Source organism: Ampullimonas aquatilis (genome assembly GCF_049675895.1).
Taxonomy (GTDB): Bacteria; Pseudomonadota; Gammaproteobacteria; order Burkholderiales; family Burkholderiaceae_D; genus Ampullimonas; species Ampullimonas aquatilis.
Window position 1 is genome coordinate 1778776 of the sequence record NZ_CP183834.1, and the last position, 22929, is coordinate 1801704.

The following is a 22929-nucleotide window of genomic DNA, read 5'->3' on the forward strand; positions in this document are numbered from 1 at the left end:
CGGTCAGCCTTTTTTTATTCATTAAGGATTAGCCCATGGATCCAAAAAAGATCTTTCCAAAAATTCTGCTACTCACAATCATGCTAATTGCTTGTTGTTCAATTAAAGCCGAAGAACCATTAAATATCAAAGGTTGCTTTATCTGGCCATATGCACAATGTAAAGGTGCTGATCTTCGACATGCCAACCTCGCTTATAAAAACCTGGCGGGTGCCGACTTGACGGGTGCCAACCTCGCACGCGCAGATTTACGGGCAGCCAATTTAGGTGGCGCAATTCTGGATGGTGCCGATTTGACAGGAGCAAATTTAAAGCAAGCCAATCTATCAGGTGCGTCGCTTAAAGGAGCAAAAATGGTCGGCGTCAATCTTGAGTTGGCACGACTACTCAGAACCGATCTATCGCAAGCCGATTTGACAGCAGCCAATCTTGAAGCAGCGCGCGCCAATTTTGGTTGGTTTGTTGAAGCAAATCTGACCAATGCCAACGTTCAAGAAACAAAATTTGTCGCTTCCAATTTGAAAAATGCGAATCTGGAAGGCGCATTAATCAAATACACCATATTTCCTGACGCCTTCATGGAGGGCTGCAAGGGTTGCCCCAAGGATTGGTAATCAATGAAAACTCAATTGACCACTACTATTATGAATCTCAACAAACTATATCGCTTGTTATTCAAATCATCTCTGCTCATTCTATTCGTCAGTCTTTCAACAGTACATGTCATTACTCAAGCTGATGAAGTGAAAGGCTCATTACCTACACCCGGCGAATTGCCAAAGTTAGGCAATCAGTGGCAAATACCCAATCCTTATCGAGGTATTCAAAGTAATAGTGAATTGATTGTAAAACTAGGGAATACCCTATTCAATGAAAATTGTGCACGTTGCCATGGTGTTGATGCTTTAAAGCCGGCAGGCGCTCCCGAGCTACGCAAGCTGGATAGTTACTGTCGAAATAAAGTCGACAGAGAATACTTCGATGCCTGCATGAAAGACACCGATCAGTATTTTCTGAATTCAGTACTAGAAGGAAAAACAAGGATTGGCGTTACCCACATGCCAGCTTGGAAAGGATTATTGAGCCAAGAGTCAATTTGGGCCATCAAGAACTTTTTGGAATCGGTCAGTCAATCCACTCCGCCCTAAAAAGTTCAATCTATTTTGCTCTGCAGCATGTACCAATGCGTTACGAGTGTTTCAAAGTGCATCAACACAATGACACTTTTGGAGCAGGCGCATTCTATTGTCAATTTCTTGTAAATTTAAATTTCATTAAAAATCAAATAGTTAACAATCGGCACAGTGCTTGCCTATATGTAAATTGTTGAATGCACTCATAAATAAGCATCAACGTTAAAAAATAACCGATTCGAGGAGAACATATGAAGCAGTCAGTTTCAACAACATTTTCGGCCCGCAAGATTATTGTGTGTGTTTCTGCCGCTCTGGCATCAACTTCAGCCATGGCTATCGATTTCAAAGCTGGTGATTTCGACATGTCCATCAATGGCTACCTGAATGGTTACTACACCCATGTGAGCTGCTCCGGTAGCGCCAATGTCACGATTGCTAATTCTGGCTTGGCCTTGGGTGGAAAACAATTGGGCTGTGGTGGTAAAGATGGTGCCACTAACATTGGTAACGGCCTGTTGCCAAACGCACTGATCACGTCATTCAAGACCAAACAGAATGGTATTGATATTGGTGGTACGTTCATGATTGGTGCTGCCATTTCATCTGACAATGCGATTGCCAATAACAACAACGTAGATATTCGTCAGTCATTCCTGACTTTTGGTACTGCTGAAATGGGTACTGTTAAGGTTGGCCGTGACTATGGTAGCTTTGGCTCCGATGCTATTTTGAGCGACATGACTTTGTTGGGCGTTGGTGCTCCGGTACAAGCAACTCAGCGTAACCGCGTTTCACTGGGCCACATTGGTGCTGGCTATAGCTACCTGGGTCACTATGGTCAAATTACTTATAAATCACCTGCAATGAGTGGTATGACATTTAGCGGTGGCTTGTATAGTCCGGTCGATAACGGCGGTACTTTTCAATCCAAAAATCAGCCACAGATCCAGTTGCGCTTGAACTATGCTGACGCTGGTTTCAAGGGTTGGGCTGGCGTTAAAACCCAGAAATTCTACTCCACAACGGCTGGCACTCCTGATTTCACTATGAATGGTTTTGAAATTGGTGGTAGCGCATCATTCGGCGATGCTGGCGTACTAGCTAACTACCAAACTGGTAAAGGCCTGGGTATTTTGGCAGACGGAGACTCTGGTGACCTGAAACAGAACAACTTCTTGCTGCAAGGTACATACAAAGTTACCCCAGTCAACAAACTCGGCTTGGGTTATGGCGTAAGCCGTATCAAAGATGGCACTGGTCTGGCTTTGAAAGACAACACCAACGTCACACTGGGTCTGTACCACAGCCTGACACCTAGCCTGACTCTGGTTGCTGAACTGAGCCGTACCGAATCCAAAACATTCAATGGCGAAAAAGCCAAAGCCAATGGTGTTGGTCTGGGTGCTATCCTGTTCTTCTAATCGGTTGATATAAAAAAGTTTTCTTCGTTTTACAGGGCGTTGCGCATGTTGCTTTCGGGTAGCATGCGCTTTTTTTCTGATTGCGCTCTTGCTCATGATCGGCTAAATTAGCCACTCGATAATAAAAAGACTACTGTCACACGCTGACCAGTACTCAATATCTAGGGAACAAATCAAGTCGGACTTTGATCTTAAGGTCATCAGGCACTTGAATGGGGCTAGGCGGCAAGCCTATGCACGCGTCAAGAGCTGCAAGGTTTGCTTACATTTTAGATTTAAGGAGATGTAACTTATGTTCCATCGCCCCCTCTACGATGACAAACTCGACTTTATCGAAGGTTTGCCACGGGGCATTCCACAAGTTCAAAGGTCAGTACTTATGCGTATGCTAGTTGATATTCCATTGGTAATTTTGAGTGTCGTTGTGGTTGCAATCGTCATGGTCTTTATGCGTTCAGAGCCTGTTACGCTGGATGATGAAGAAGATGTCTATTCACCGTATTGAATTAACCAACCAATCACCATGGAGAGTCCTTGGGACTCTCTCTTCTCCACTCTTTGCGTTTATACCTGCTTGAGTTTCTATGCTCTGGTCGGCCATATCATCGCCAAAATATTAAGAGCAAAGAGTATTTAAGAAGTTTGCGCCTCAAGTCGTCTCAACCACATGATGGCTTCGTCACGCGAATTACCACACATCTCCAATGAGGGCTGAATGCTGCCGCATACGACTGGGCGTTCGGGCAGATTAAACAGCATGCATTGATCAGCTTCGTTCAACTGAATACAACGTATACCCGCAGGCTTACCATTTGGCATACCAGGAATGGCACTGGAAATTGATGGCTCAATACAGCACGCGGCACAAAGCGGACGACATTGCATAATCATCTGGATGCTGGATTGATTGATGAGCAGCCTGCCAACTGTTTCAGCAAGCAGACTGTCTTGATGGTTGAATCAGCAAACGATCTGTAAAAAACCCGTCACTTTAAACTGATTATTCGATCCCCTGGCTGCTCAGATAATCTTCATAGTTGCCATGGAAGTCAATGATTTCGCCATTGCGCACATCCAGAATACGGGTTGCCAACGAACTCACAAACTCACGGTCATGCGAAACAAAAATCAACGTACCCGCATATTTATCCAGCGCAATATTGAGTGACTCGATGGATTCCATATCCATGTGGTTGGTCGGCTCATCCATCAACAAGACATTATGACGACCGAGCATCAGCTTGCCATACATCATGCGACCTTTTTCGCCACCAGACAGTACCTTGACGGACTTCTTCACATCATCGCCAGAAAACAGCAAGCGCCCTAGAATGCCACGAATCATCTGATCATCGTCGCCTTCTTTGGTCCATTGCGTCATCCAGTCGGTCAAGGTATCGCCAGCAGCAAACTCTTCAGTCGGATCCTGTGGCATATAACCAATATTGGCTTGTTCAGCCCATTTGGCTTGACCATGATCAGGTGCCAGCCCACTGATTTCAGCACCGGCCAGGCAACGCAAGAGTGTGGTCTTACCGGCACCATTGGCACCGATGATGGCAATTCTTTCACCCGCCTCGACCATGAAACTCAAATTGCCGAAAATCTGACGATCAAATTTTTTGCTGATTTCAATGGCTTCCACCGCCAGACGATGCAGTTTCTTCTCACCATCAAAACGAATGAACGGGTTCTGCCGTGACGATGGCTTGATGTCTTCCACCTTGATCTTGTCGATCTGCTTCAGACGTGAGGTTGCCTGACGTGCCTTGGATTTATTGGCTGAAAAGCGGCGTACAAAGTCTTGCAAATCGGCAACCCGTTCCTTGGCCTTGGCATTGGCCGACAACTGACGTTCACGTGCCTGTGAGCTGGCCAGCATGTAGTCATCATAGTTACCGGGATAGATCTTGAGCGTGCCAAAATCCATATCTGCCATGTGCGTGCACACCTGATTCAAGAAGTGACGATCGTGACTAATGATGATCATGGTTGAATTACGTTCATTCAACACGTCTTCCAGCCAACGAATGGTGTCAATATCCAAGTTGTTGGTTGGCTCATCAAGCAGCAAAATATCCGGATTGGAAAACAGCGCCTGCGCCAGCAATACCCGCAATTTCCAGCCTGGTGCCACCGCGCTCATATTGGCACCATGCAAATCCGTGGCAATCCCCACACCCAGCAGCAACTCCCCTGCTCTTGCTTCGGCGGTATAGCCATCATATTCAGCAAACTTGGCTTCGAGCTCAGCCGCCTTCATGTAGTCGTCATCGGTGGCTTCAGGATTGGCGTAAATCGCATCACGCTCAGTCATCGCATCCCACATATCAGTGTGCCCCATCATCACCACATCCAGCACCCGCATGTCTTCATAGGCAAACTGATCCTGCTTCAGTTTACCGAGACGCTCATTGGCATCCAGCGAGACATTGCCTGCCGAGGGCTCAAGATCGCCACCTAAAATCTTCATGAAGGTGGACTTGCCGCAACCGTTGGCGCCGATCAGGCCATAACGGTTACCCCCGCCAAACTTGACGGATATATTTTCAAACAAGGGCTTAGGCCCAAACTGCATGGTGATATTGGCGGTAGAAAGCATGAGACTTCTTTAAAGATACTGAGTGGAGGTATAAAAATAGGACTATATTTAATGCACTTAAGGAGCTTAAATTTACATATACTCCATAGAATGGCAGCAAAAACACCGAGTTTAATACGGTTTTCGGCAAAGCTTGACATTGTACCCGCTATCGAGCGTGCTCATGCCGCATTCAGGCAACGTCATACAAATTTGCTAGCAGATTGTCATGCCATTGCGTTGGCAGTCGCGTCAGGCACGCTCAATCCAAAACAGCCCGACTTCATAATTGGCCATACAACCCTGCTCCAGCTGGCGCAACACCGGGCGCAATAGCACTGGTTGATGTTGCTGATGCGGCGTATCAGCGCCAATCGCACGCAAGGCGCGGGCAAAATCCAGACCATTGTGATGAACCTGCTTCACGCTGATTTGCTGAGTTTTAAATTGGCAATGAGGTATCGTCTGACAAGCACGTTCAATCTCGATCAAACTCGGCAAAGCCCGCAAACCATGGCGCAAGCCAAGATGCTCATGCGCTGCACGCCAAGGAGCGAACGAACCATCCAGCAAAACAGCAAAGGCCAGCACTTGGCACTGCGCGGCATGCATGGCAAGCACCTTGGGTAAGTCAACAAACCACTGAAAGCACATGGATGAAACAATCCAGTCGGGCTGTGGTGCAAAACTGATCTGCTGACCATCGGCCAGGGCATAGTGGATTGCGGGTGACTGGCTATCCGTCAAGGTGACCACTTCATCAGCAAAGCGTTGCTGACAACGGGCCAACATGGCCGGAGCAATATCAGTCAAAAGCAATTGTGCGGCTGGATAATCATGACACAAATGGGCCGACAGCAAGCCGGTGCCGCAACCGATTTCAGCTATTTTTTCCGGTTGCTGCTTGCTTTGTTGAGCCTGGACTTTAAGCCATGCTGAAAACTGAGCAGCGATCTCGCGCTGAGCATGGGCATTCGCCTCGTATTGACCTGCCGCCTGTGCAAATCGTTGAGCAATTTGTGTATCACCATTGGGTATCGCGCTTAACCTAGACTCAGAAATTGAAATTTCAAACATGCGTTAATCCAACTTCTCAGGATTTCTCAAATTCGCTGATTGCTCAATAAACTTGGCAATCAGTCTCGCACAGGCAGCTGGATGCTGTTGAGGTAAGGCATGTTGGCCATCCAGCCAGGCAAGCTCTTTAAAGCAGTCCTGGCTTAAATCTGCAGCGACAATGGTGTCTTGCTTACCGGCAATGGCCAATACGGGCAAGTCAGGCAAACTTAAGTGGGTGTCGCGCAATTTGCTTAAAAAATGGCTTAACCGTGCCGTATCAAGCCGTGCAGGTGTTTTGAACAAAGCACCCTCTGGCAATCCACAACGCTGATAAAACTCTGCCAGTAAGGCTTCTGCTTCATTGCCTAAGCGCGCCAACATCGCTTCCAGTAAGCGTTTTGGCGTGCCAGTTGGGTGATGAGGACCACGACAAAAATGGGTGAAGCCATTGATGGCCACCAGTGCCTGCCAATTGACTGACTGTTTGAGCAACCAGGCAAAGCCGTAGGAATGACCAATCGCAATCATGGGCACATTGGGTTCAATCAAGATCTGCTCATTGATTGGCATACCGGTCATACCCAGCTCTATCAACTGCAGACTGGCCTGTGGATAGTGGATTTGCAAAGCCGCGGCCAAGGCCAGCATGCTGCGCTGATCCAGGCTCCATCCATGACACAGGACAAAATTCATGGTGCCTCACCTTTGCCAGCTCGCCAAGCCATCCAGTAAGGCCTGAATCTGTTCAGGTCGATGCAGGCTGCTTAAAGCAATACGCAAACGCGCTGTATTGGGCGGCACCGTCGGGGGACGAATGGCTGAAGTCAATATCCCCTGCTCTTGCAAATGCACTTTGAGCGCCTGGACACGCGCTTCATCACCCAGAATAATCGGCACGATATGGCTTGTCGATGTACCCGCGTCAAAGCCCTGCGCCTGCAATTGATCGCGCAGCGCCTGGGCAGTTTCCAGCAACTGGCTGCGCACCGCTTGCAAGCCGGGCAGACTTTGCCAGGCCGCTTGCACCGCGCCGATGACCGCCGGTGACAAAGCGGTTGAATAAATAAAACCACCACAACGATTAAGTAGATAATCACGCACTGTCTCACTGCAGGCCACATAGGCACCTGATGCGCCCAGCGCCTTGCTGAAGGTGCCCATCACCATGCCGCGGTGTTGGCCTTGCGCATTGCGCATCTGCCCCGCTGCGAGCCCATAACCCTGCGCGCCAAACACCCCGGTGGCATGGGCTTCATCGAGATAGACAAAGGCATCAAATTCATCTGCCAGTTGCATCAAGGCGGGCACATCGAGTTGATCCCCATCCATGCCAAACACGGTCTCGGCAATGATGAACTTGGGCTGAGGCAAGTGTTGATGTTTCAACAGCAAGTCACGCAGATGCGCCAGGTCATTGTGGCGATAGCGCTGCTGATGCACACCCATCAACTGACAGGCGTGATGCAAACTGGCGTGATTGAGCCGATCAGCAAACACCAGCGGCTCGGCACCCAGCACTTTTTTGTCGAGCAATGCCGCCAGCGCCGTGGCGTTGGCCTGATAGCCCGAGTTGAAAATCAAGGCACAGTCACAGCCTTTGGCCTTGGCAATGTCGGCCTCCAGCGCTTCATGCACGGCGCTATTGCCCGATAATAGGCGCGAACCAGTCGCGCCCATGCCATACTCGCGCGCTACGGCAAAACCGGCTTGCGTCAGGCTGGCCTGATTGGCCAAGCCTAAATAATCATTATGGGAAAAATCGGCCAACCAGGGGCTTTGCCCGGCCGGACTGACAGCTGGCAAGCGCCGCCGCAAGCCACGGGTTTCCAGCTCGCTTAAATGGGTTGAAAATTGCGCTTCCAGTGCTGCCATACCACCTGCTTCCAGTGCCATTAAAAATGCGGGAATTTCACATACTCCCGTCATTTCGTCTACCTAAAATGGATAAATGCCTGCTTAAGTGCGTATTTATTAGTCTTGTAGAGTGGCTATTTTTTACTGGGCAGGGTATAGCCCAAGCTTGGCCATCAGGGCTTTATCACGATCGGCCTCGGGGTTACCGGTGACCAATAATTTATCACCATAAAATATCGAGTTGGCACCTGCCATAAAACAGAGTGCCTGCACCGCATCACCGAGTTCTTGACGACCTGCCGACAAGCGCACAAAAGTCGTTGGCATGGTGATGCGGGCAACCGCAATGGTGCGGACAAATTCAAATGGATCCAGCGCTTCCTGACCATACATGGGTGTGCCTTCTACCTGTACCAGATGATTGATGGGCACTGACTCAGGATAAGGCTCCATATTGGCCAACTGCGCAATCAGTCCGGCGCGCTGACGTCGTGACTCACCCATCCCGACAATGCCGCCGCAACACACATTCATCCCGGTGGCACGCACTCGCTCCAGGGTTTGCAGACGATCATCATAATCACGGGTGGAAATCACCTCACCATAATATTCCGGTGCCGTATCCAGATTGTGGTTGTAGTAGTCGAGGCCCGCTGCTTTGAGCTGCTCGGCCTGACCTTCACGCAACATACCCAAGGTGGCGCAGGTTTCCAGACCCAGCGCCTTGACCGCCTTGACCATGTCGAGCACCGGTTCCAGCTGATGCTGTTTGGGGCCACGCCAGGCAGCGCCCATGCAAAAACGGGTTGCGCCTTGCGCTTTGGCCGCTTTAGCAGCCGACAAGACATCATCCAAAGGCAACAGGTCTTGCGAAGTTACACCGGTGTCGTAACGCGCCGATTGCGGGCAATAGCCGCAGTCTTCCGGACAGCCACCGGTTTTTACTGATAACAGAGTCGACAGCTGTACCGCGTTGGGATCAAAGTTATCGCGATGCACTTGTTGCGCTTGAAAGAGCAAATCATTCAGGCTTAAATTGAACAAGGCTTCAATGGCATCGACCGACCAGCGCTCGGCTTGATTGGCTGGATGGGTGGTCGCACAGCTACTTTGATTGGCTTGAGTGGCGGTGACTGCCGGTTTGACAAAATTCAGGGTTTTGGTTTCCATGTGTTCCGTTGAGTTGTGTGCTGACCCTTGCCAGCCAGAATGTCAGGGTTGTCGATCAAATATTGCGTCGCCAAGAGTTAGTCCAAAAGCAGCCAACCTGCAGCCATCAAGTCATCGGTCAACTTAGCTTCCGAGAAATGCGGCCAGATTGAGATGGCGACTGATTTCATCAGCCTGCTCGCGCCAATCCAGTTTTTTATCCTGATAAGGCACCACTCCCAGCAAGGGAGCCGCTATTTTAGCCTGTATTGCTGCCACACTGGCCGATGGTCGCAACATCTGCGGATCAACCTGGTTGGCAATCCAGCCCGCAATGGTCAACCCACGCGCGGCAATCGCCTCGGCAGTTAGCAAGGCATGGTTAATACAACCCAGTCGCAACCCCACCACCAGCAACACCGGCAACGCCATATGTTGTGCCCAATCGGCGGTGTCCAGTCCGTCTTGCAAAGGGACTCGAAAGCCGCCAACGCCCTCCACCAACACGATGTCGGCATGCGCTCGCGCCTGTTGTAGTGCTGCATCCATGACTGCCAACTCAAAATACACGCCGGCTTGCTCAGCCGCACTATGTGGTGCCACCGGTTCGGCCAACAGATAAGGATTGATGATGGCGCGCGGCAGACTCACATTACTGGCGGCCATGAGTTGCAATACATCGCCATTGTCAGGCTTGCCGTCTTGATTAAGTGCATCCAGTCCCGCTGCAATCGGCTTTAAGCCGACCGCACGATAACCGCGCTCAACCAGGCCATGCAAGATGGCAGCAGTGATTGTGGTCTTGCCGATTTCGGTATCCGTGCCGGTCACAAACCAGGCTGGGCTGGGTGAATGCATCAAGGCTTGATTACCTCATTCAAGGATTGCAAGGTTGCCTGAGTCAGATGGCTGACTTCCGCCTCATTCAAAATATAGGGTGGCATCAGGTAGACCGTCTTGCCAATGGGGCGTAACAACAAACCATGCTGCAAAGCTGCGCTGAAAAACTGGCGGGCAAAATCAGGCAAATCGGTCGCCACTTCAAAGGCCCAGATCATCCCCTGCTGACGAAAATTCCGTACCGCCGGATGGGCTTTAACGGCATGCAATTGCTGACTGATCTGCGCAGCCAACCCTCGATTGCGCAATAGCACCTGATCTTCGGTAAAGATATTGAGGGTGGCCACCGCCGCGGCACAAGCGAGTGGATTGCCGGTATAGGAATGCGAATGCAAAAACCCCCGCGTCATTTGATCATCATAAAAGGACTGATAAATTGACTCACGCGACAATACCAAAGACAAAGGTAAATAACCGCCACTAATGCCCTTGGAAAGACAAAGCAAATCGGGCCAGATACCGGCCTGTTCACAGGCAAAAAAAGTCCCGGTGCGACCACAACCCACGGCCACTTCATCGGCAATCAGATGAATCTGATAACGATCGCATAAATCCCGTAAGCCTCTTAAATACGCAGGATCACTCATCACCATGCCGGCCGCACATTGCACCAGCGGCTCGACTATCAATGCCGCAATCTGCTGATGGCGTTCCTCAAACAAAATCTGCATGCGTTGCAAGGCCTGAGTCACGGAGTCAGCCTCACGACTATCGGCACCCGCCACGATATGCACTTGGTTTAACAAGGGGCCATAAGCCTCACGAAACAGCGCCACATCGGTGACGGACAGAGCGCCCAATGTTTCGCCGTGATAACTGTTTTTCAGACAAACAAATTCGCGCTTATTGGTATGCCCTTGATTACGCCAGGCATGAAAACTCATCTTGAGCGCAATCTCGATACAGGAAGCACCATCAGAACCATAAAAGGCATGCCCCAGCACACCACCCGTCATCTGGCTCAAACGTTCGGACAATGTCACCACCGGCTCATGGGTAAAACCTGCCAGCATCACGTGTTCGAGTTGATCAAGCTGTTGCTTGATGGCCTGACTGATACGTGGATTGGCATGACCAAACAGATTTACCCACCACGAGCTGATGCCATCCAGATATCGCTGACCATCCATATCAATCAGCCAGGCACCTTGCCCCGAGCGAATTGGAATCAATGGCAATTGCTCATGATGCTTCATCTGCGTGCAGGGATGCCAGACATACTGAAGGCTGGCGGCGAGTAAGGCTTGATTGCTGGAATACATCAAGTGGACAAAAATGGTTGAAAAGGCGATGGTTAAAAGGCTTAAGTTGAAAATTTAATCAAACGGGCTGCTTAATCAAGATAAGGATAGTTTGAAAAATTCAATGAATAACCACGCGGTGCGGACTTGAGTTCCACCGTCGCTCCGACTGGTATAGTGAGCTTGTCGCGAATGTGCCCAAACGGCAGACCTGTCAAAACAGGCATCGGCAGACGTTCTCGCAAATGCGCCACCATGCTGTCAAAGTCGTAACCGTTATCGGCAGCACTGAGTTTATAGTCAGAGAAATCCCCCAACAGCAAGGCTTGTTGACGATCCAGAACGCCTGCATAAAGCAGTTGATAAATCATCCGCTCTACTCGGTAGGGATGTTCATTGATATCTTCAATAAACAAAATCCCCTGCTTGATGTTGGGTAGATAAGGCGTGCCCACCAGATGGTTCAACACAGCCAGATTACCACCCCAGATCGTGCCTTGCAGATTGACCTTGGGCTGTTTGGGCGCCGTCACCTTGACTTCATATTGCGGCACTGTCAGCAAGCCCCAGCAATGTTGTTCGGTATAAGCCGACACCACAGTTTGACCAAAATCATAACAAGCCATCGGCCCGGCAAAACTCACCTGCCCAGTCTTGGCCAGATAAGCCAATTGAAAGGCGGTAAAGTCGGAATGACCCACAAAAAGACTGCCTGACCTGGCCAGTTTTTTATATTTCAGCTGATCCAACAAGCGCGACAAACCATAGCCGCCACGTACTGCCATGACCACATCGTGGCCACCCAGGGCAAAGTCATTAAAGGCATCGGCACGCAAATCATCATTGCCGGCAAAGCGTTCATGTTTGGCCCAGACACTATCATGCGCCACCACATTCAAACCTTGAGTGCTTAAATATCTAGCAGCCAGATCAATCGACTTGGGTTCCAGCGGATAACCGGAAGGGGCAATCAATCCCAAGGTTTTACCTTGTAAAGATGACCATGATGAGTAGGGTTGAGTTTTTGCGATAGTGGCCATAGTGGGTTGTTCTTTTATTGGCTTCAATGAATTGACTCAAGCGACTCAAAAATCAGGTGGTTGTTCAAGCGATGTCGAAATCACATCGACATCGAGATTGGATTGGCTGGCTGCCTTGCGTCGTTCGGCAAAAAAGTCTTTCAAAATTTGCCCACCCTCCTCGGCCAGCACCCCACCCGTGACTTGTGTGTGATGATTGAGCGTAGTTTGACCAAACAGATCCAGTACGCTGCCACAAGCCCCGGTTTTAGGATCAGCCGCCGCAAAAATAACGCGTTTGAGCCGCGCATGAATCATTGCACCGACGCACATCATGCAGGGTTCCAGAGTGACATACAACTCACAATCAGGCAGCCGATAATTGCCCAACTGATGCGCGGCATTACGGAGCGCCACGATTTCGGCATGACAGGTTGGGTCAGACTGGGTAATCACCTGATTAAAACCCGTCGCGATGACCTCGCCATCGCGCACCAGCACTGCGCCGACCGGCACTTCGCCAATCATCCAGGCGTTATGCGCCTGATCCAGCGCCTTGCGCATGAAAAACTCATCATTCATTAGCGGAATCAAATCTTGTCAGGATTGTCATAAAATTTATCAGCGCTACAGTATATCCTTTGGCTGCCGTTAAATTGTATAACCCGGCTCAATCACACCGATCCACTACACCCTTGAATATCACCGCCGTTTGCTATTAGTCATGTCACGTACCCATCAATTCTTTTTCGCCATTGCCATTCTGATGACCATTGCCTTGTTTGTTGTGGGGGGACATCCTTCCGCCAGCTATGTATTTCAGGGTAACTGGCATTGGATCGCCCATTTTTCAACCTATGCCATCATGGCCGGGCTATATCGCAGTGGCCTGCCCAAACATTCCACCATTGTGGCAACACTGGTCGTGGTCAGCATTGGGGGCTTGCATGAGTTTTATGAAATATGGAGTCACGGTCACCCGTTTGAACTGGCAGACTTTTTAGTCAATGGTGCCGGCGCAGCCTTTGGCGCATTCTTCATGCGCACTGTCATGCGGGCGCTGGCCAGCAAACCCAGTTTGCACTTGCCAGCCCAGCCGGTGATGGTTAAAGCAAGGGTTTCACAGCGTTTCTGATTTTTTTAGCAATCAGTTCGCAATCTTCATCTTTTAACCAGACCACATCAATCTCTTCAATACGAGTCCGCCAAACCGGCTGACGCCAACGTGGATCGGTCTGATAACGAGGAATGACGTGCCAGTGCAAGTGCGGCACATTGTTGCCGAGGATCGCATAGTTCATATGATCGGGTGAAAAAGTGCTAGACAAAGCCCGGCTCAGCACATACAAATCACTATTGAATGCCACATATTCCTCCTCAGTCAGATCTTCCATGCGCGTGACATGACGGGGATCATAAACCAGCGTGCAATAGCCGAGATTAGTCTGATTTCGTGACAAATAGACCGAACTTACCGGTAGCTTAATGACAAAGTAATGTTTATCGTCGATCTTCACCCGTGGCTCGCACAAAGGGCAGCCAACACCACGGGCCAGTTCTTCCCACGCAGGCAAAGCCGGTTTGGCAGGTTTATCACTCATAGTAGGACTTCATTTCAAAAAAGGACTTATCGGCATTATGCCGCCATCTATCAGCATGATGAACTTATCAAGCAAAAGCTTTGCCACAACTTTAAATGAAGCACGAGCAAATTGCATTGATTGATCGCAACTCCAGGATGAGTCAACACAGATAAAACGCACAGATAAACCCCCTTGCAACGCAAATACGGCTTTTTCAACAGCCAAATTGACTATTTTGAATTGACTCACGACTCGCAAATGCATTTCACACTGCTCCGCCATCCGTTCACGAAATAAATTTTCTTAACTTTGAAAATGACGGTACACAGTTAACTTAGAAACCAAAGCAGCTTTGGCTACGACATCCATTGTCGTTATTTGCAAAGCCTAATGTCATTATTGAACTGAGGCCAACTTGATGAAATCAGTACTTGTCGCTTTTATCAATTCGATCGCCCTACTCTTGCTTGCTACCTTGTTGAATTCGGCCCATGCCGATGAGTTGGAATCACTGATCATTGGCAAGTGGCACACGCCAAACAAGGACGGCATCATACAAATTACACAACAAGACAACAAAAACTATAGCGGCACCATTATCGGCGGCAAAGGTGATCCAAAACGTAAAGATAATCTCAACCCTGATCCCGCACTCAAAGAACGACTGCTAGTTGGCACGACTATCCTGCAAAACCTGCATTATGCAGGGCAAGGTAAATGGCACGAAGGCACGATATATGATCCCAATAACGGTAAAACCTATTCATGTCGGGTTGAACTGAAAGACTCGCAAACGCTTCAGATTCGGGGCTTTATCGGGGTGTCATTATTTGGCAGAACGGATACCTGGACTCGAATTACCGAATAAATAAAAATTCAATATTTGCAGATCTCACTCTCAAACAGGCTGTCTCACCATGTATCACTCCATTGTCAAACGCAATCTACGGAAAGTATTTCAACTGCTTAATGATCGCCAATATGACAAAATCCCCGAGGTTTTTGCACAAAAGGCGCATCATGTTTTTTACGGTGATCATGCCTTGAGTGGTAGCAGAATCCATCCACACTCAATCAGGCAATGGTACGAGCGCTTACCCCGCGCCCTACCCGATCTCCACTTTGAAGTTAAAAATATTGTGGTAGAGGGATGGCCGTGGCATACCAAAGCAGTGGCCGAGTGGCGCGACTTTGGCACGACATGTGACGGGATACCGTTTCAGAATCAAGGCACCCACTTCATCACCTTACGTTGGGGCAAAGTCACCGAATTACGCATTTATTGCGATACCGCCATGCTTGAAAAAGTGCTGGATCGAAACGCGCAATGTGGCATTGAACAAGCGAAAGCTTTACCGATTACGGATAATTAAAAAGCCGAAATTCCTCTGAGGATTTTCGGCTTCTGGTTTAGCTTAAAACACGGCCAGCATCATTCCCACTCTATTACCAATAGTTTTATTAACTAATTGATTATAATTAGAATATTTCACTCTCACTAAAGTAATACCATCATCCGGGACCATCAGTACGAATACCCAATCACCGTGCACCTAAGGCTATTTCGCGCCTTCAATGGGACCGAGTCAAACCAGCATGTAGGGAGGCAGGAGGTCACCGGCCAAGCGGGATCAGAGATCAGTATATTTCGGCAGGGGAACCTGATCGACCGGTAGCTGGTGCAGATTGGCTGGATGAATCGCCACGGTCACAACGAATGAGCGTCTATGAGTTATAGAATGTTTGCCAACTCAACCATATCCAACGTGCAGCAATAACAAATCATGATAGTAGAATCGAACTGGGGTAATTTCCGAGCAAAATTTAACGGCCGTGAGCAAAAGACGTTTGAGTGGATGGCGTCACTCTTCTTCTACAGCGAGCATAACCGTCCGCTCGGTGCGTCTAGGTACTTCAACCAAGCAGGTATCGAAGCCGAGCCTATCAGTGTAGGCTCAGAAGTAATTGGATGGCAGGCCAAGTTCACGGATCGTGAGCTGGCGAGCTATAAAGACCAACTCGTCGCTTCAATTACGACGGCTAAAGCCCAACACCCTGCCCTGACGCAAATCTATTTCTACATAAACGCGGACTTCGGTCAGGGTCGGAAGGCTAAGGACCCAACCTACAAGACCACAATCGAAGCTCGCGCTGCTGCTGCCGGGGTGACCGTCACATGGAAAACGGCCAGCTTCTTCGAGTCGCCATTCGTGTGTCAGACACATGCTGCAATCTCGAGCCACTTCTTCAATCTAGAGCCAAGTATCTTCGACCTAGTACGTCAAGTCGCCGAACATGGCGATGCACTACTATCCCCAATCCAATCAAAGATCACGGTAGACAGCCGTATGGTGAGACTTGACCGCCAACATGTGGTCGAGCAGCTCCAACAGACGTTGGCATGTACTTCTGTCGTCATCCTGAGTGGAGACGGCGGTGTCGGTAAGACAGCAGTTGTCAAAGAGTTTCACAGTCTGGTCAAGGACAAGGCGCCGTTCTTCGTGTTCAAGGCCTCGGAGTTCAATATTAGGAACGTCAATGAGCTCTTTAGTCACTACGGCGCGCTGACCCTGTCGCAGTTCATCGGTGCCCACCGCGACGTTACGGAAAAATTTGTGGTTGTCGATTCAGCCGAAAAATTAGCGGACGTCGAATATCCAGATGTTTTTGAGGAATTCCTAAGTGCGCTTAGGCGGGATGGCTGGAAGATCATTTTTACGACACGTCTTGGCTACCTTGAGGACCTCAAGTATCAACTCGTTGAGCGGTACGGCGTGCCGTTCGAGCCGCTCAATGTCCCCGGGCTCACGCCGGCACAACTGTCCCAACTAGCTTCCGAGCACGGCTTTCTCCTGCCCGATAACGAACGGTTACGAAGCCTCCTGCATAACCTCTTTTACTTGAAAGAATACCTGCGCGTTTATCCGCAGGGAAGTGGCACCGCTGAGTACAGCAAATTCCGTGAAGCCTTATGGAACAACCAGATTGAACACACGTCTATCCGGCGCGACAACATCCATCGGCGACGAGGCGAACGCTTCATCCAAATTGCGCGCAAACGGGCTACAGCCGGACTCTTCTACGTACCAATGTCTGGAAATGATGACGCGCTTGGACAGCTTGAGGCTGACGAAATCATTAAGTTCGACTCAACCGCGCAGGGCTATTTCATCACCCACGACATCTATGAAGAATGGGCGCTGGAACGGCTGATTGAGCAATCGTATCGCGCATTCACGCAGCGTTCAGATTTCTACCGGGAGATTGGGGATTCCCTTCCCGTTCGACGAGCGTTTCGCACTTGGCTGGGCGAGAGGCTCTTGTCAGCTACTGATGAAGCCTCCCAATTGATTGTTTCCACCGTTGAAGATAGCGACACGCCTCGGCATTGGAAAGATGAAACGTTAGTAGCGGCGCTGCTCTCCGAACAAGCTAGTCCACTCGTCCAACGCTTTGCTAGAAAGATGCTCGATCAAGTATTGGCCTTAGCGCAGCTAACGGACTCGTCCCGCAAAGGAAAGCTAAGCACAAGTCCCCAAGTTGCCAACAGCTCGCTTCTTTACCAAATGCTGTTCTTGCTTCGAATCGCCTGCAAGGAGGTGGATCAAAGCTTGCTGAAAATATTCCCGGAAGAAGCACTTCGAAGCCAAGTGTCCGCTTTCTTCACTCGCCCGAAGGGCACTGGATGGAGCGCCATGATCGAGTTTGCTCACCAACACACCACAGAAATTGGCCCACTATTCCTCCAAGCCGTGTTACCGGTTTTAGTAGATTGGACGAACTACTATAAGACTGGAATGGCCACACGGTCTGCGGGACTGATGGCACTGAACTACTTGCGTGGGCTCGACCAAGATAACGAGAATCACGGGCGCCCTTCGCGCGCCGTGCGTGCCCAACTCACAACGGTCGTTAGTAATAGCGCTGAAGAGATAAAGCCCGAGTTGGCACAACTTTTCGATGATGTCATTGGCCTGAACGACCCGGACTACGATGATACATACGAAGATCTAGTCGAAACTGCACTTTCATCAATCGATAAGAGTGCGCTGATTGCGGCTAACCTGCCAAAGCAAGTGCTCGGACTCGCTAACGTCTTCTGGCGTCAGACCCCGCACGTGTCTAGTCATCGAGGATTCGGCTATAGAAACGACCTGGAGCAGTACTTCAATCTTCCGAATAAATCGATTCAAGACTACTATGCAAGTGCATTTCGAACTCCTTTACTACGACTCCTGCAAGTTGATCCTCGATCGACAGTTAGTTTCATTCTAGCTTTCGTTAATGATGCGGTCGCCCACTACGCCAACTCAGACCTCGATAAGAACGAGGTAGAGGAGATAGAACTTCTGCTTCCACTAGCACACTCTCCGGTCAAGCAATTCATTTCGAGACGCCTTTGGCTGATGTATCGTGGCGGGATGCCTGCTCCCAGCTTGCTTAGTTCGATGCATATGGCACTGGAGAAGTGGCTTCTGCTTCTAGTCAAGAAGACCGAAGCCAACATCGCTGAGAGTTGGTGCATCTACCTGCTAGAGCATTCAAGGTCTGCGTCAATCACCTCTATCGTAACCAGCGTTCTCTTCGCCGAGCCCAAAAAACTGGCCAACATCGCTTACATCCTTCTGCGCTGCCGAGAAATCCTTCGGCACGATATTGACAGGATGATTTTTGAGTCCCAGGCCAAAAGTTTATACGCGATAGCCAACCATTGGGACGATTTTTTCCAAAACGAGCGCTTGGCCACTTGTGATGAAGAGCATAGGAAGGGCACGCTGGAACATATCGCTCTCAGCTATCAAATGTTCCGTTCAGAATCGGAGAGCGAAGCAGAAGCGCAGGCTAGGCAGAATACCCTCTGGAAGATACTGGATGACCACTATGTAAAGCTGGATACTTCGTCGACTGAGAGCCCGGAGACCAAGACCTGGCGACTATGTCTCGCGCGCATGGACCGGCGCAAAATGACAATTTCATCAGAAGTGCGCGATGACGGGATTCAGATTTCGTTCAACCCGGAGCTAGATAGCGATTTAAGGACCTACAGCGAGACTACCTTAGCCACGCTGACGGACTCGATGCGCTACATAGGGTTGCATCTGTGGTCACGCAAGCGCTGGGAACGTGACAAAGCCGGTTATTCGCAGTATCCAAAATACGACGACAATCCGAAGCAAGCCGTTGACGAAACTCGAATAGTCTATGAAACCCTCTTGTCGGACAAAGACGTTGATGGACGATTCTTCTTGTCTAATGTCGCCATCCCGCCTTCAGCCTGTGCTGTGTTACTCAGAGATTTCTCGGCCGTACTGGAGCCCGCTGATGTGAACTTTTGCAAGGAGGTCGTGCTCCACTATGCGTCTACCCCCTTCAAGCAGGACTACAAATACCAAGTCGGCGACGGCATCGATGCAGCGATCGGGATACTTCCAGCGCTACTGAGAAGTTTTCCAGATGATGTCGACCACATTAAGGCAATCCTCCTTCTCACCCTGCTCGACATAAATCCAATTAACATGTCTGACCAATTTAATAGCTATGCAGTCGCCGCAATAGCTGAAATCGGAAAGACGCATCCTGATGTAGTCAACACTCTATTCTCGGGATATCTCTACATTTACCCGATCTGGAAGCGCGTCTGCGATGCGGCCATAAAAGATAGACACGCCGGAAAGTGGTACCGCATCTCTCACTTTGAGCTGATACGGCACTTCATTCAAGAGCACCAGGACGAGTTAGTTAGTGCGCTTGAAAGTGGCGTCGGAACCGACCAACTTCCTACGGCAGGAGCGCTTGACCACGAAGGTGTAGTTACCGCATTAGGGCTTCTTCCACTAGGCACTAACAACGCACACCATAAATCGTTCGCCATAGAAGCAACCGCCGTTGTAATCCAAGGGTCGCAGCAGCGGCATCGAGAGAAAGAGAGGTTTGACTACAGTAAGCGGATTAGCTTTTACGAGAAATTTGCACAACTTGTACTGCATTCAAACGGCCCGGAAATTGCTCACTATATGAGTCCTGTATTGGAGCGGTTTGAAGACGTTGAGGACGCCGACAAGCTCCTCCAAGAGTTCATTCTTACCGAAGATCGCACCCCCAGGTACGATGCCTTTTGGGCGGTATGGGAGCTCCTCTACCCGAAGATTGTGAAGTTGTGTCAATCAGGAGGAAATAAGTCCAACATCGTCCACAATTACCTGCTTGCCTGGCCCTATTGGAGCAAAACCGCAAAACAATGGGGATCTTTAAGGGATAGGGAGAAGTCCTTCTTTGCCAGAGTAGCGACTGACATTGGGGGGCATCTTTCTGTGTTCTATTCGCTTGTAAAGTTCTTGAACGAGGTTGGTACGCCGTTCGTGTCCGACGGCATATTGTGGATTAGTGGCATCATCGAGCGCAATCCGTCCTTATCGGGCGAGAACCTCGAAAAGAACACTGAGTACTACCTTGAGAACCTCATTCGCGGCTACGTGCTGAGTAACCGAGAGATGATTCGCCGAACAGTTCATGTGAAGCAAGCAGTATTGCGGATTTTGAATTTTTTACTTGAGCGCGGGTCGGTCACAGCGTATCTGACTAGGGAGCATATTCTGTAGTTCGAGGGCGCAGCTCCGACAGGCGACCAGCTGCGAGGTTGGTCCCTTGTTAGCAAAACAAGGCTCCGGTTTACCGTCAGCTTCGCCACTTTGGGAGCTGCTCAGGAGCGAATTTCTTTCCAAAACCTTTAAATCAATAACCTAGAATAAGCACATTCTAACCACTTACTTCGGATAATCTCCCAAGCTATTGATTTATATAATTAAAAAATTTCCTCACTCCCACTCTATTGTTTCCGAGGCCTTAAAACCCGCATAAATGCTAGCTTTCTTGGTTGTCATCGCTCGCTTTTACCGTCATTTATACCGTCAAAAACAGAGCGCTTTTGCTGGCGCGGGAGATGCACTCGGTTTGCGCGGCAGCTACTCCAGCCCATCAATCATCAACGAACGCTGCGAGCCAGCCAACCTGAAACTTTGGATTATTCTTCGTTATCGTAGCACAACTACGACTAACGCACGCAAACAAAGCTTGGCAATTCTTTAAAATGATGGTAAATATCGTAGCATGGCTACGACTGAGCGAACTAAACTAAACTCCCTCTACAGGCAGTGGGCCCCGGGAATCCCCTTGACGTCGGAGGACCTGGCGGCATTGGGTGTCTCTGCGGACTTGGCCGTTCACTACGCGCGCGCTGGCTGGCTTACTCGCTTGGCACGCGGGGTGTACCGCCGCCCCAACGATACGCTGGATCTCCATGCCTGCCTGATCCTGATGCAGCGCTCCGTCGAAGGACTGCATGTCGGCGGCAAGTCAGCCCTCGACTGGTACGGTGTGCGGCAGTATCTATCGCAGCAGTCCGTTCTGCATCTCTACGGCTGGACAACCGCCCGCCTCCCCGACTGGTTCACCGAGCGCTTCCCGGCGGAGTACCACCGCAAGCGCCTGTTCGATGAGCCACCCGCCGACCCGCTTCATGCCGGACCGTTCGAAAAGCGCAACGGCGCACCTCGGGTCTCGACACCAGAACGAGCGCTACTGGAAGTGCTCAGCGAGGTGGGCGTGCGTCAGCCGCTGCAGGAAGCACGCGAACTCGCCGAGAGTGCCTATGGCCTGCGTGCCGATGTACTGCGTGAATTGCTGCAGCGCTGCACCAGCGTCAAGACGGTGCGCCTGTGCCTGCAACTCGGACGCGAACTCGCCCTGCCCTGGGCCGCGAAGCTGGACCCCGCGCAACTGCCCACCGGCAGCGCCCGCGCCTGGGTGTCCCGCTCGGCCGAGGGGCTGCTGGTGCTGAAGCCATGAACCAGACCTACCTCGATACCGCACGCCTGCTGACCCAGGTCGCGCCGCTCGTTTTTGTGGACGACACCTTCGCCCTCAAGGGCGGCACCGCGATCAATCTGTTCATCCGCGACATGCCGCGCCTGTCGGTCGATCTGGACCTCGTGTTTCCCGATCACAGCCTGCCGCGCGACGAGGCGCTGGCTCGCATCAATGAAGCCATCCAGCAGTCTGCGGAGCGTCTGAAGGCTCGGGGCTTTCAAACCCATGTGCTCGCGACGGCCGATGCCGGCGAAACCAAGCTGCTGGTGCGCCGTGCGGGCATTGAGGTCAAGGTCGAAGTCAATTTCGTGATGCGCGGCACCGTCTACCCAGTCCGCAGCATGGCCTTGACACCCCTGGCCCGCGATACCTTGCTGGCCGACCTCGAAATTCCAGTGGTGTCGCTGGAGGACGTGTATGGCGGCAAGCTCGTCGCCGCCATGGACCGTCAGCATCCCCGCGACTTGTTCGACGTTATGCAGTTGTTCGCGCATGAAGGCATCACCACCGGTATCCGGCGCGCCTTCGTGGTCTACCTCGCCAGCCACAACCGACCCGTTCACGAAGTGTTGTTCCCAGCCATGCGCGACATCGGCCAGGACTACGAACGCAACTTCAAAGGCATGACCACCGAGCCGGTTGAACTGGCTGCGCTACTGGCCGCACGCGAACGAATGGTGCAGGAACTTCAAAGTGGCCTGGATGCAGATGAACGCCGCTTTTTGTTGTCCCTCGTTAATGGCCGCCCGGAATGGCCGTTGCTGGGAATCGCGCACGCCGAACACCTGCCCGGGATTCGCTGGAAGCTGCACAACCTCGCGCAACTGGAACGCAAGAGTCCGGGGAAGTTCGCTGAGCAGGCTGAAGCACTTGCGCAACGGCTGGGTTAGGTCCGCGCCTTGCTGGCGGATGTCGGGCGGTGAGATGCTTCGAGTGCCTTACCAGCATCGCGCCGAATCCGCGCAAGCCGGATGTGCTGGCCAGTTGAACAATCCGCTCGGTGGCATAGCGGCATCACGCGATTGCTCAGTAAATTAGGCACAAACATCAATAACACCTAATGTTTTAGGGAAACACCGAACAAGCCCTCGCATCGTAACGACCTGAGAGCGAATTGAAG

24 protein-coding genes are annotated in these 22929 nt (G+C 50.6%); 10 read left to right on the plus strand and 14 right to left on the minus strand.

Annotated features, from left to right (window positions below):
• Window positions 1-35 precede the first annotated feature (35 nt).
• From ACMYR3_RS08135 to ACMYR3_RS08150, 4 genes are all read left to right on the plus strand, one after another.
• Window positions 36-614, plus strand: coding sequence for a pentapeptide repeat-containing protein (locus ACMYR3_RS08135; protein WP_424196246.1), 579 nt, complete (start codon window positions 36-38; stop codon window positions 612-614).
• 3 nt (window positions 615-617) lie between these two features.
• Entirely contained in the window at window positions 618-1148 is a 531-nt protein-coding gene (locus ACMYR3_RS08140; protein ID WP_424196248.1) for a c-type cytochrome, read from the plus strand.
• A gap of 236 nt (window positions 1149-1384) precedes the next feature.
• Complete coding sequence (locus ACMYR3_RS08145; protein WP_424196250.1) at window positions 1385-2557, plus strand: porin; 1173 nt, start codon at window positions 1385-1387, stop codon at window positions 2555-2557.
• 292 nt (window positions 2558-2849) lie between these two features.
• Window positions 2850-3062: a hypothetical protein gene (locus ACMYR3_RS08150; protein ID WP_424196252.1), complete on the plus strand. Its 213-nt coding sequence runs from the start codon at window positions 2850-2852 to the stop codon at window positions 3060-3062.
• 128 nt (window positions 3063-3190) lie between these two features.
• Here the strand turns inward: ACMYR3_RS08150 and ACMYR3_RS08155 are convergent, their stop codons facing one another.
• From ACMYR3_RS08155 to tadA, 10 genes are all read right to left on the minus strand, one after another.
• The gene (locus tag ACMYR3_RS08155; RefSeq protein ID WP_424196254.1) at window positions 3191-3448 is read right to left on the minus strand and encodes a YkgJ family cysteine cluster protein; all 258 of its coding nucleotides are present in this window, start codon (window positions 3446-3448) and stop codon (window positions 3191-3193) included.
• 109 nt (window positions 3449-3557) lie between these two features.
• On the minus strand, window positions 3558-5159 hold the full coding sequence (locus ACMYR3_RS08160; protein WP_424196256.1) for an ABC-F family ATPase: 1602 nt from the start codon (window positions 5157-5159) through the stop codon (window positions 3558-3560).
• 231 nt (window positions 5160-5390) lie between these two features.
• The gene (locus ACMYR3_RS08165; protein WP_424196258.1) at window positions 5391-6215 is read right to left on the minus strand and encodes a methyltransferase domain-containing protein; all 825 of its coding nucleotides are present in this window, start codon (window positions 6213-6215) and stop codon (window positions 5391-5393) included.
• Window positions 6216-6218: 3 nt separating this feature from the next.
• Window positions 6219-6890, minus strand: coding sequence for an alpha/beta fold hydrolase (locus ACMYR3_RS08170; protein ID WP_424196259.1), 672 nt, complete (start codon window positions 6888-6890; stop codon window positions 6219-6221).
• Between the two features lie 6 nt (window positions 6891-6896).
• Window positions 6897-8123, minus strand: coding sequence for an aminotransferase class I/II-fold pyridoxal phosphate-dependent enzyme (locus tag ACMYR3_RS08175; protein WP_424196261.1), 1227 nt, complete (start codon window positions 8121-8123; stop codon window positions 6897-6899).
• 69 nt (window positions 8124-8192) lie between these two features.
• Window positions 8193-9221: a biotin synthase BioB gene (gene bioB / locus ACMYR3_RS08180; protein ID WP_424196263.1), complete on the minus strand. Its 1029-nt coding sequence runs from the start codon at window positions 9219-9221 to the stop codon at window positions 8193-8195.
• A 123-nt stretch (window positions 9222-9344) separates the two neighbouring features.
• On the minus strand, window positions 9345-10058 hold the full coding sequence (gene bioD, locus ACMYR3_RS08185; protein ID WP_424196264.1) for a dethiobiotin synthase: 714 nt from the start codon (window positions 10056-10058) through the stop codon (window positions 9345-9347).
• Window positions 10058-11362 carry an adenosylmethionine--8-amino-7-oxononanoate transaminase gene (locus ACMYR3_RS08190; RefSeq protein ID WP_424196266.1) on the minus strand — a complete coding sequence of 435 codons (1305 nt, stop codon included), beginning with the start codon at window positions 11360-11362 and terminating at the stop codon, window positions 10058-10060. Before ACMYR3_RS08190 ends, bioD begins: the two co-directional genes overlap by 1 nt.
• Window positions 11363-11433: 71 nt before the next feature.
• Window positions 11434-12381: a muramoyltetrapeptide carboxypeptidase gene (gene ldcA / locus ACMYR3_RS08195; protein ID WP_424196268.1), complete on the minus strand. Its 948-nt coding sequence runs from the start codon at window positions 12379-12381 to the stop codon at window positions 11434-11436.
• 45 nt (window positions 12382-12426) lie between these two features.
• The gene (tadA, locus tag ACMYR3_RS08200) at window positions 12427-12942 is read right to left on the minus strand and encodes a tRNA adenosine(34) deaminase TadA (RefSeq protein ID WP_424196270.1); all 516 of its coding nucleotides are present in this window, start codon (window positions 12940-12942) and stop codon (window positions 12427-12429) included.
• 142 nt (window positions 12943-13084) lie between these two features.
• Between tadA and ACMYR3_RS08205 the strand changes: the two genes are divergently transcribed.
• Window positions 13085-13495: a hypothetical protein gene (locus ACMYR3_RS08205; RefSeq protein ID WP_424196272.1), complete on the plus strand. Its 411-nt coding sequence runs from the start codon at window positions 13085-13087 to the stop codon at window positions 13493-13495.
• Here the strand turns inward: ACMYR3_RS08205 and ACMYR3_RS08210 are convergent.
• From ACMYR3_RS08210 to ACMYR3_RS08220, 3 genes are read right to left on the minus strand one after another with little or no spacing between them, the layout of a single operon-like run.
• Entirely contained in the window at window positions 13467-13961 is a 495-nt protein-coding gene (locus tag ACMYR3_RS08210; protein ID WP_424196274.1) for an HIT family protein, read from the minus strand. The two genes, ACMYR3_RS08205 and ACMYR3_RS08210, sit on opposite strands and share 29 nt — an antisense overlap.
• Window positions 13962-13970: 9 nt before the next feature.
• Window positions 13971-14207 (minus strand): hypothetical protein, encoded by a 237-nt coding sequence (locus ACMYR3_RS08215; RefSeq protein WP_424196276.1) that lies wholly within the window; start codon window positions 14205-14207, stop codon window positions 13971-13973.
• A 39-nt stretch (window positions 14208-14246) separates the two neighbouring features.
• Window positions 14247-14312, minus strand: a complete 66-nt coding sequence (locus ACMYR3_RS08220; RefSeq protein WP_424196425.1) for a hypothetical protein — start codon at window positions 14310-14312, stop codon at window positions 14247-14249.
• 49 nt (window positions 14313-14361) lie between these two features.
• Here ACMYR3_RS08220 and ACMYR3_RS08225 point away from each other — a divergent pair, with 49 nt between their 5' ends.
• From ACMYR3_RS08225 to ACMYR3_RS08245, 5 genes are all read left to right on the plus strand, one after another.
• On the plus strand, window positions 14362-14811 hold the full coding sequence (locus tag ACMYR3_RS08225) for a DUF2147 domain-containing protein (RefSeq protein WP_424196278.1): 450 nt from the start codon (window positions 14362-14364) through the stop codon (window positions 14809-14811).
• Window positions 14812-14860: 49 nt separating this feature from the next.
• A complete protein-coding gene (locus tag ACMYR3_RS08230) occupies window positions 14861-15316 on the plus strand; it encodes a nuclear transport factor 2 family protein (protein ID WP_424196280.1) in 456 nt (151 codons plus the stop codon).
• 411 nt (window positions 15317-15727) lie between these two features.
• Window positions 15728-20542 (plus strand): AVAST type 4 anti-phage nuclease Avs4, encoded by a 4815-nt coding sequence (gene avs4 / locus ACMYR3_RS08235; protein WP_424196282.1) that lies wholly within the window; start codon window positions 15728-15730, stop codon window positions 20540-20542.
• 508 nt (window positions 20543-21050) lie between these two features.
• Window positions 21051-21788, plus strand: coding sequence for a type IV toxin-antitoxin system AbiEi family antitoxin domain-containing protein (locus tag ACMYR3_RS08240; protein ID WP_424196283.1), 738 nt, complete (start codon window positions 21051-21053; stop codon window positions 21786-21788).
• Complete coding sequence (locus tag ACMYR3_RS08245) at window positions 21785-22699, plus strand: nucleotidyl transferase AbiEii/AbiGii toxin family protein (RefSeq protein WP_424191152.1); 915 nt, start codon at window positions 21785-21787, stop codon at window positions 22697-22699. Before ACMYR3_RS08240 ends, ACMYR3_RS08245 begins: the two co-directional genes overlap by 4 nt.
• Here the strand turns inward: ACMYR3_RS08245 and ACMYR3_RS08250 are convergent.
• Window positions 22696-22857, minus strand: coding sequence for a hypothetical protein (locus ACMYR3_RS08250; RefSeq protein WP_424191154.1), 162 nt, complete (start codon window positions 22855-22857; stop codon window positions 22696-22698). The two genes, ACMYR3_RS08245 and ACMYR3_RS08250, sit on opposite strands and share 4 nt — an antisense overlap.
• Window positions 22858-22929 lie beyond the last annotated feature (72 nt).

Coding starts and splice junctions, on each gene's coding strand:
- ACMYR3_RS08135 (WP_424196246.1), top strand. CDS start 36: ATGGATCCAAAAAAGATCTTTCCAAAAATTCTGCTACTCACAATCATG.
- ACMYR3_RS08140 (WP_424196248.1), top strand. CDS start 618: ATGAAAACTCAATTGACCACTACTATTATGAATCTCAACAAACTATAT.
- ACMYR3_RS08145 (WP_424196250.1), top strand. CDS start 1,385: ATGAAGCAGTCAGTTTCAACAACATTTTCGGCCCGCAAGATTATTGTG.
- ACMYR3_RS08150 (WP_424196252.1), top strand. CDS start 2,850: ATGTTCCATCGCCCCCTCTACGATGACAAACTCGACTTTATCGAAGGT.
- ACMYR3_RS08155 (WP_424196254.1), bottom strand. CDS start 3,448: ATGATTATGCAATGTCGTCCGCTTTGTGCCGCGTGCTGTATTGAGCCA.
- ACMYR3_RS08160 (WP_424196256.1), bottom strand. CDS start 5,159: ATGCTTTCTACCGCCAATATCACCATGCAGTTTGGGCCTAAGCCCTTG.
- ACMYR3_RS08165 (WP_424196258.1), bottom strand. CDS start 6,215: ATGTTTGAAATTTCAATTTCTGAGTCTAGGTTAAGCGCGATACCCAAT.
- ACMYR3_RS08170 (WP_424196259.1), bottom strand. CDS start 6,890: ATGAATTTTGTCCTGTGTCATGGATGGAGCCTGGATCAGCGCAGCATG.
- ACMYR3_RS08175 (WP_424196261.1), bottom strand. CDS start 8,123: ATGACGGGAGTATGTGAAATTCCCGCATTTTTAATGGCACTGGAAGCA.
- bioB (WP_424196263.1), bottom strand. CDS start 9,221: ATGGAAACCAAAACCCTGAATTTTGTCAAACCGGCAGTCACCGCCACT.
- bioD (WP_424196264.1), bottom strand. CDS start 10,058: ATGCATTCACCCAGCCCAGCCTGGTTTGTGACCGGCACGGATACCGAA.
- ACMYR3_RS08190 (WP_424196266.1), bottom strand. CDS start 11,362: ATGTATTCCAGCAATCAAGCCTTACTCGCCGCCAGCCTTCAGTATGTC.
- ldcA (WP_424196268.1), bottom strand. CDS start 12,381: ATGGCCACTATCGCAAAAACTCAACCCTACTCATCATGGTCATCTTTA.
- tadA (WP_424196270.1), bottom strand. CDS start 12,942: ATGAATGATGAGTTTTTCATGCGCAAGGCGCTGGATCAGGCGCATAAC.
- ACMYR3_RS08205 (WP_424196272.1), top strand. CDS start 13,085: ATGTCACGTACCCATCAATTCTTTTTCGCCATTGCCATTCTGATGACC.
- ACMYR3_RS08210 (WP_424196274.1), bottom strand. CDS start 13,961: ATGAGTGATAAACCTGCCAAACCGGCTTTGCCTGCGTGGGAAGAACTG.
- ACMYR3_RS08215 (WP_424196276.1), bottom strand. CDS start 14,207: ATGCATTTGCGAGTCGTGAGTCAATTCAAAATAGTCAATTTGGCTGTT.
- ACMYR3_RS08225 (WP_424196278.1), top strand. CDS start 14,362: ATGAAATCAGTACTTGTCGCTTTTATCAATTCGATCGCCCTACTCTTG.
- ACMYR3_RS08230 (WP_424196280.1), top strand. CDS start 14,861: ATGTATCACTCCATTGTCAAACGCAATCTACGGAAAGTATTTCAACTG.
- avs4 (WP_424196282.1), top strand. CDS start 15,728: ATGATAGTAGAATCGAACTGGGGTAATTTCCGAGCAAAATTTAACGGC.
- ACMYR3_RS08240 (WP_424196283.1), top strand. CDS start 21,051: ATGGCTACGACTGAGCGAACTAAACTAAACTCCCTCTACAGGCAGTGG.
- ACMYR3_RS08245 (WP_424191152.1), top strand. CDS start 21,785: ATGAACCAGACCTACCTCGATACCGCACGCCTGCTGACCCAGGTCGCG.
- ACMYR3_RS08250 (WP_424191154.1), bottom strand. CDS start 22,857: ATGTTTGTGCCTAATTTACTGAGCAATCGCGTGATGCCGCTATGCCAC.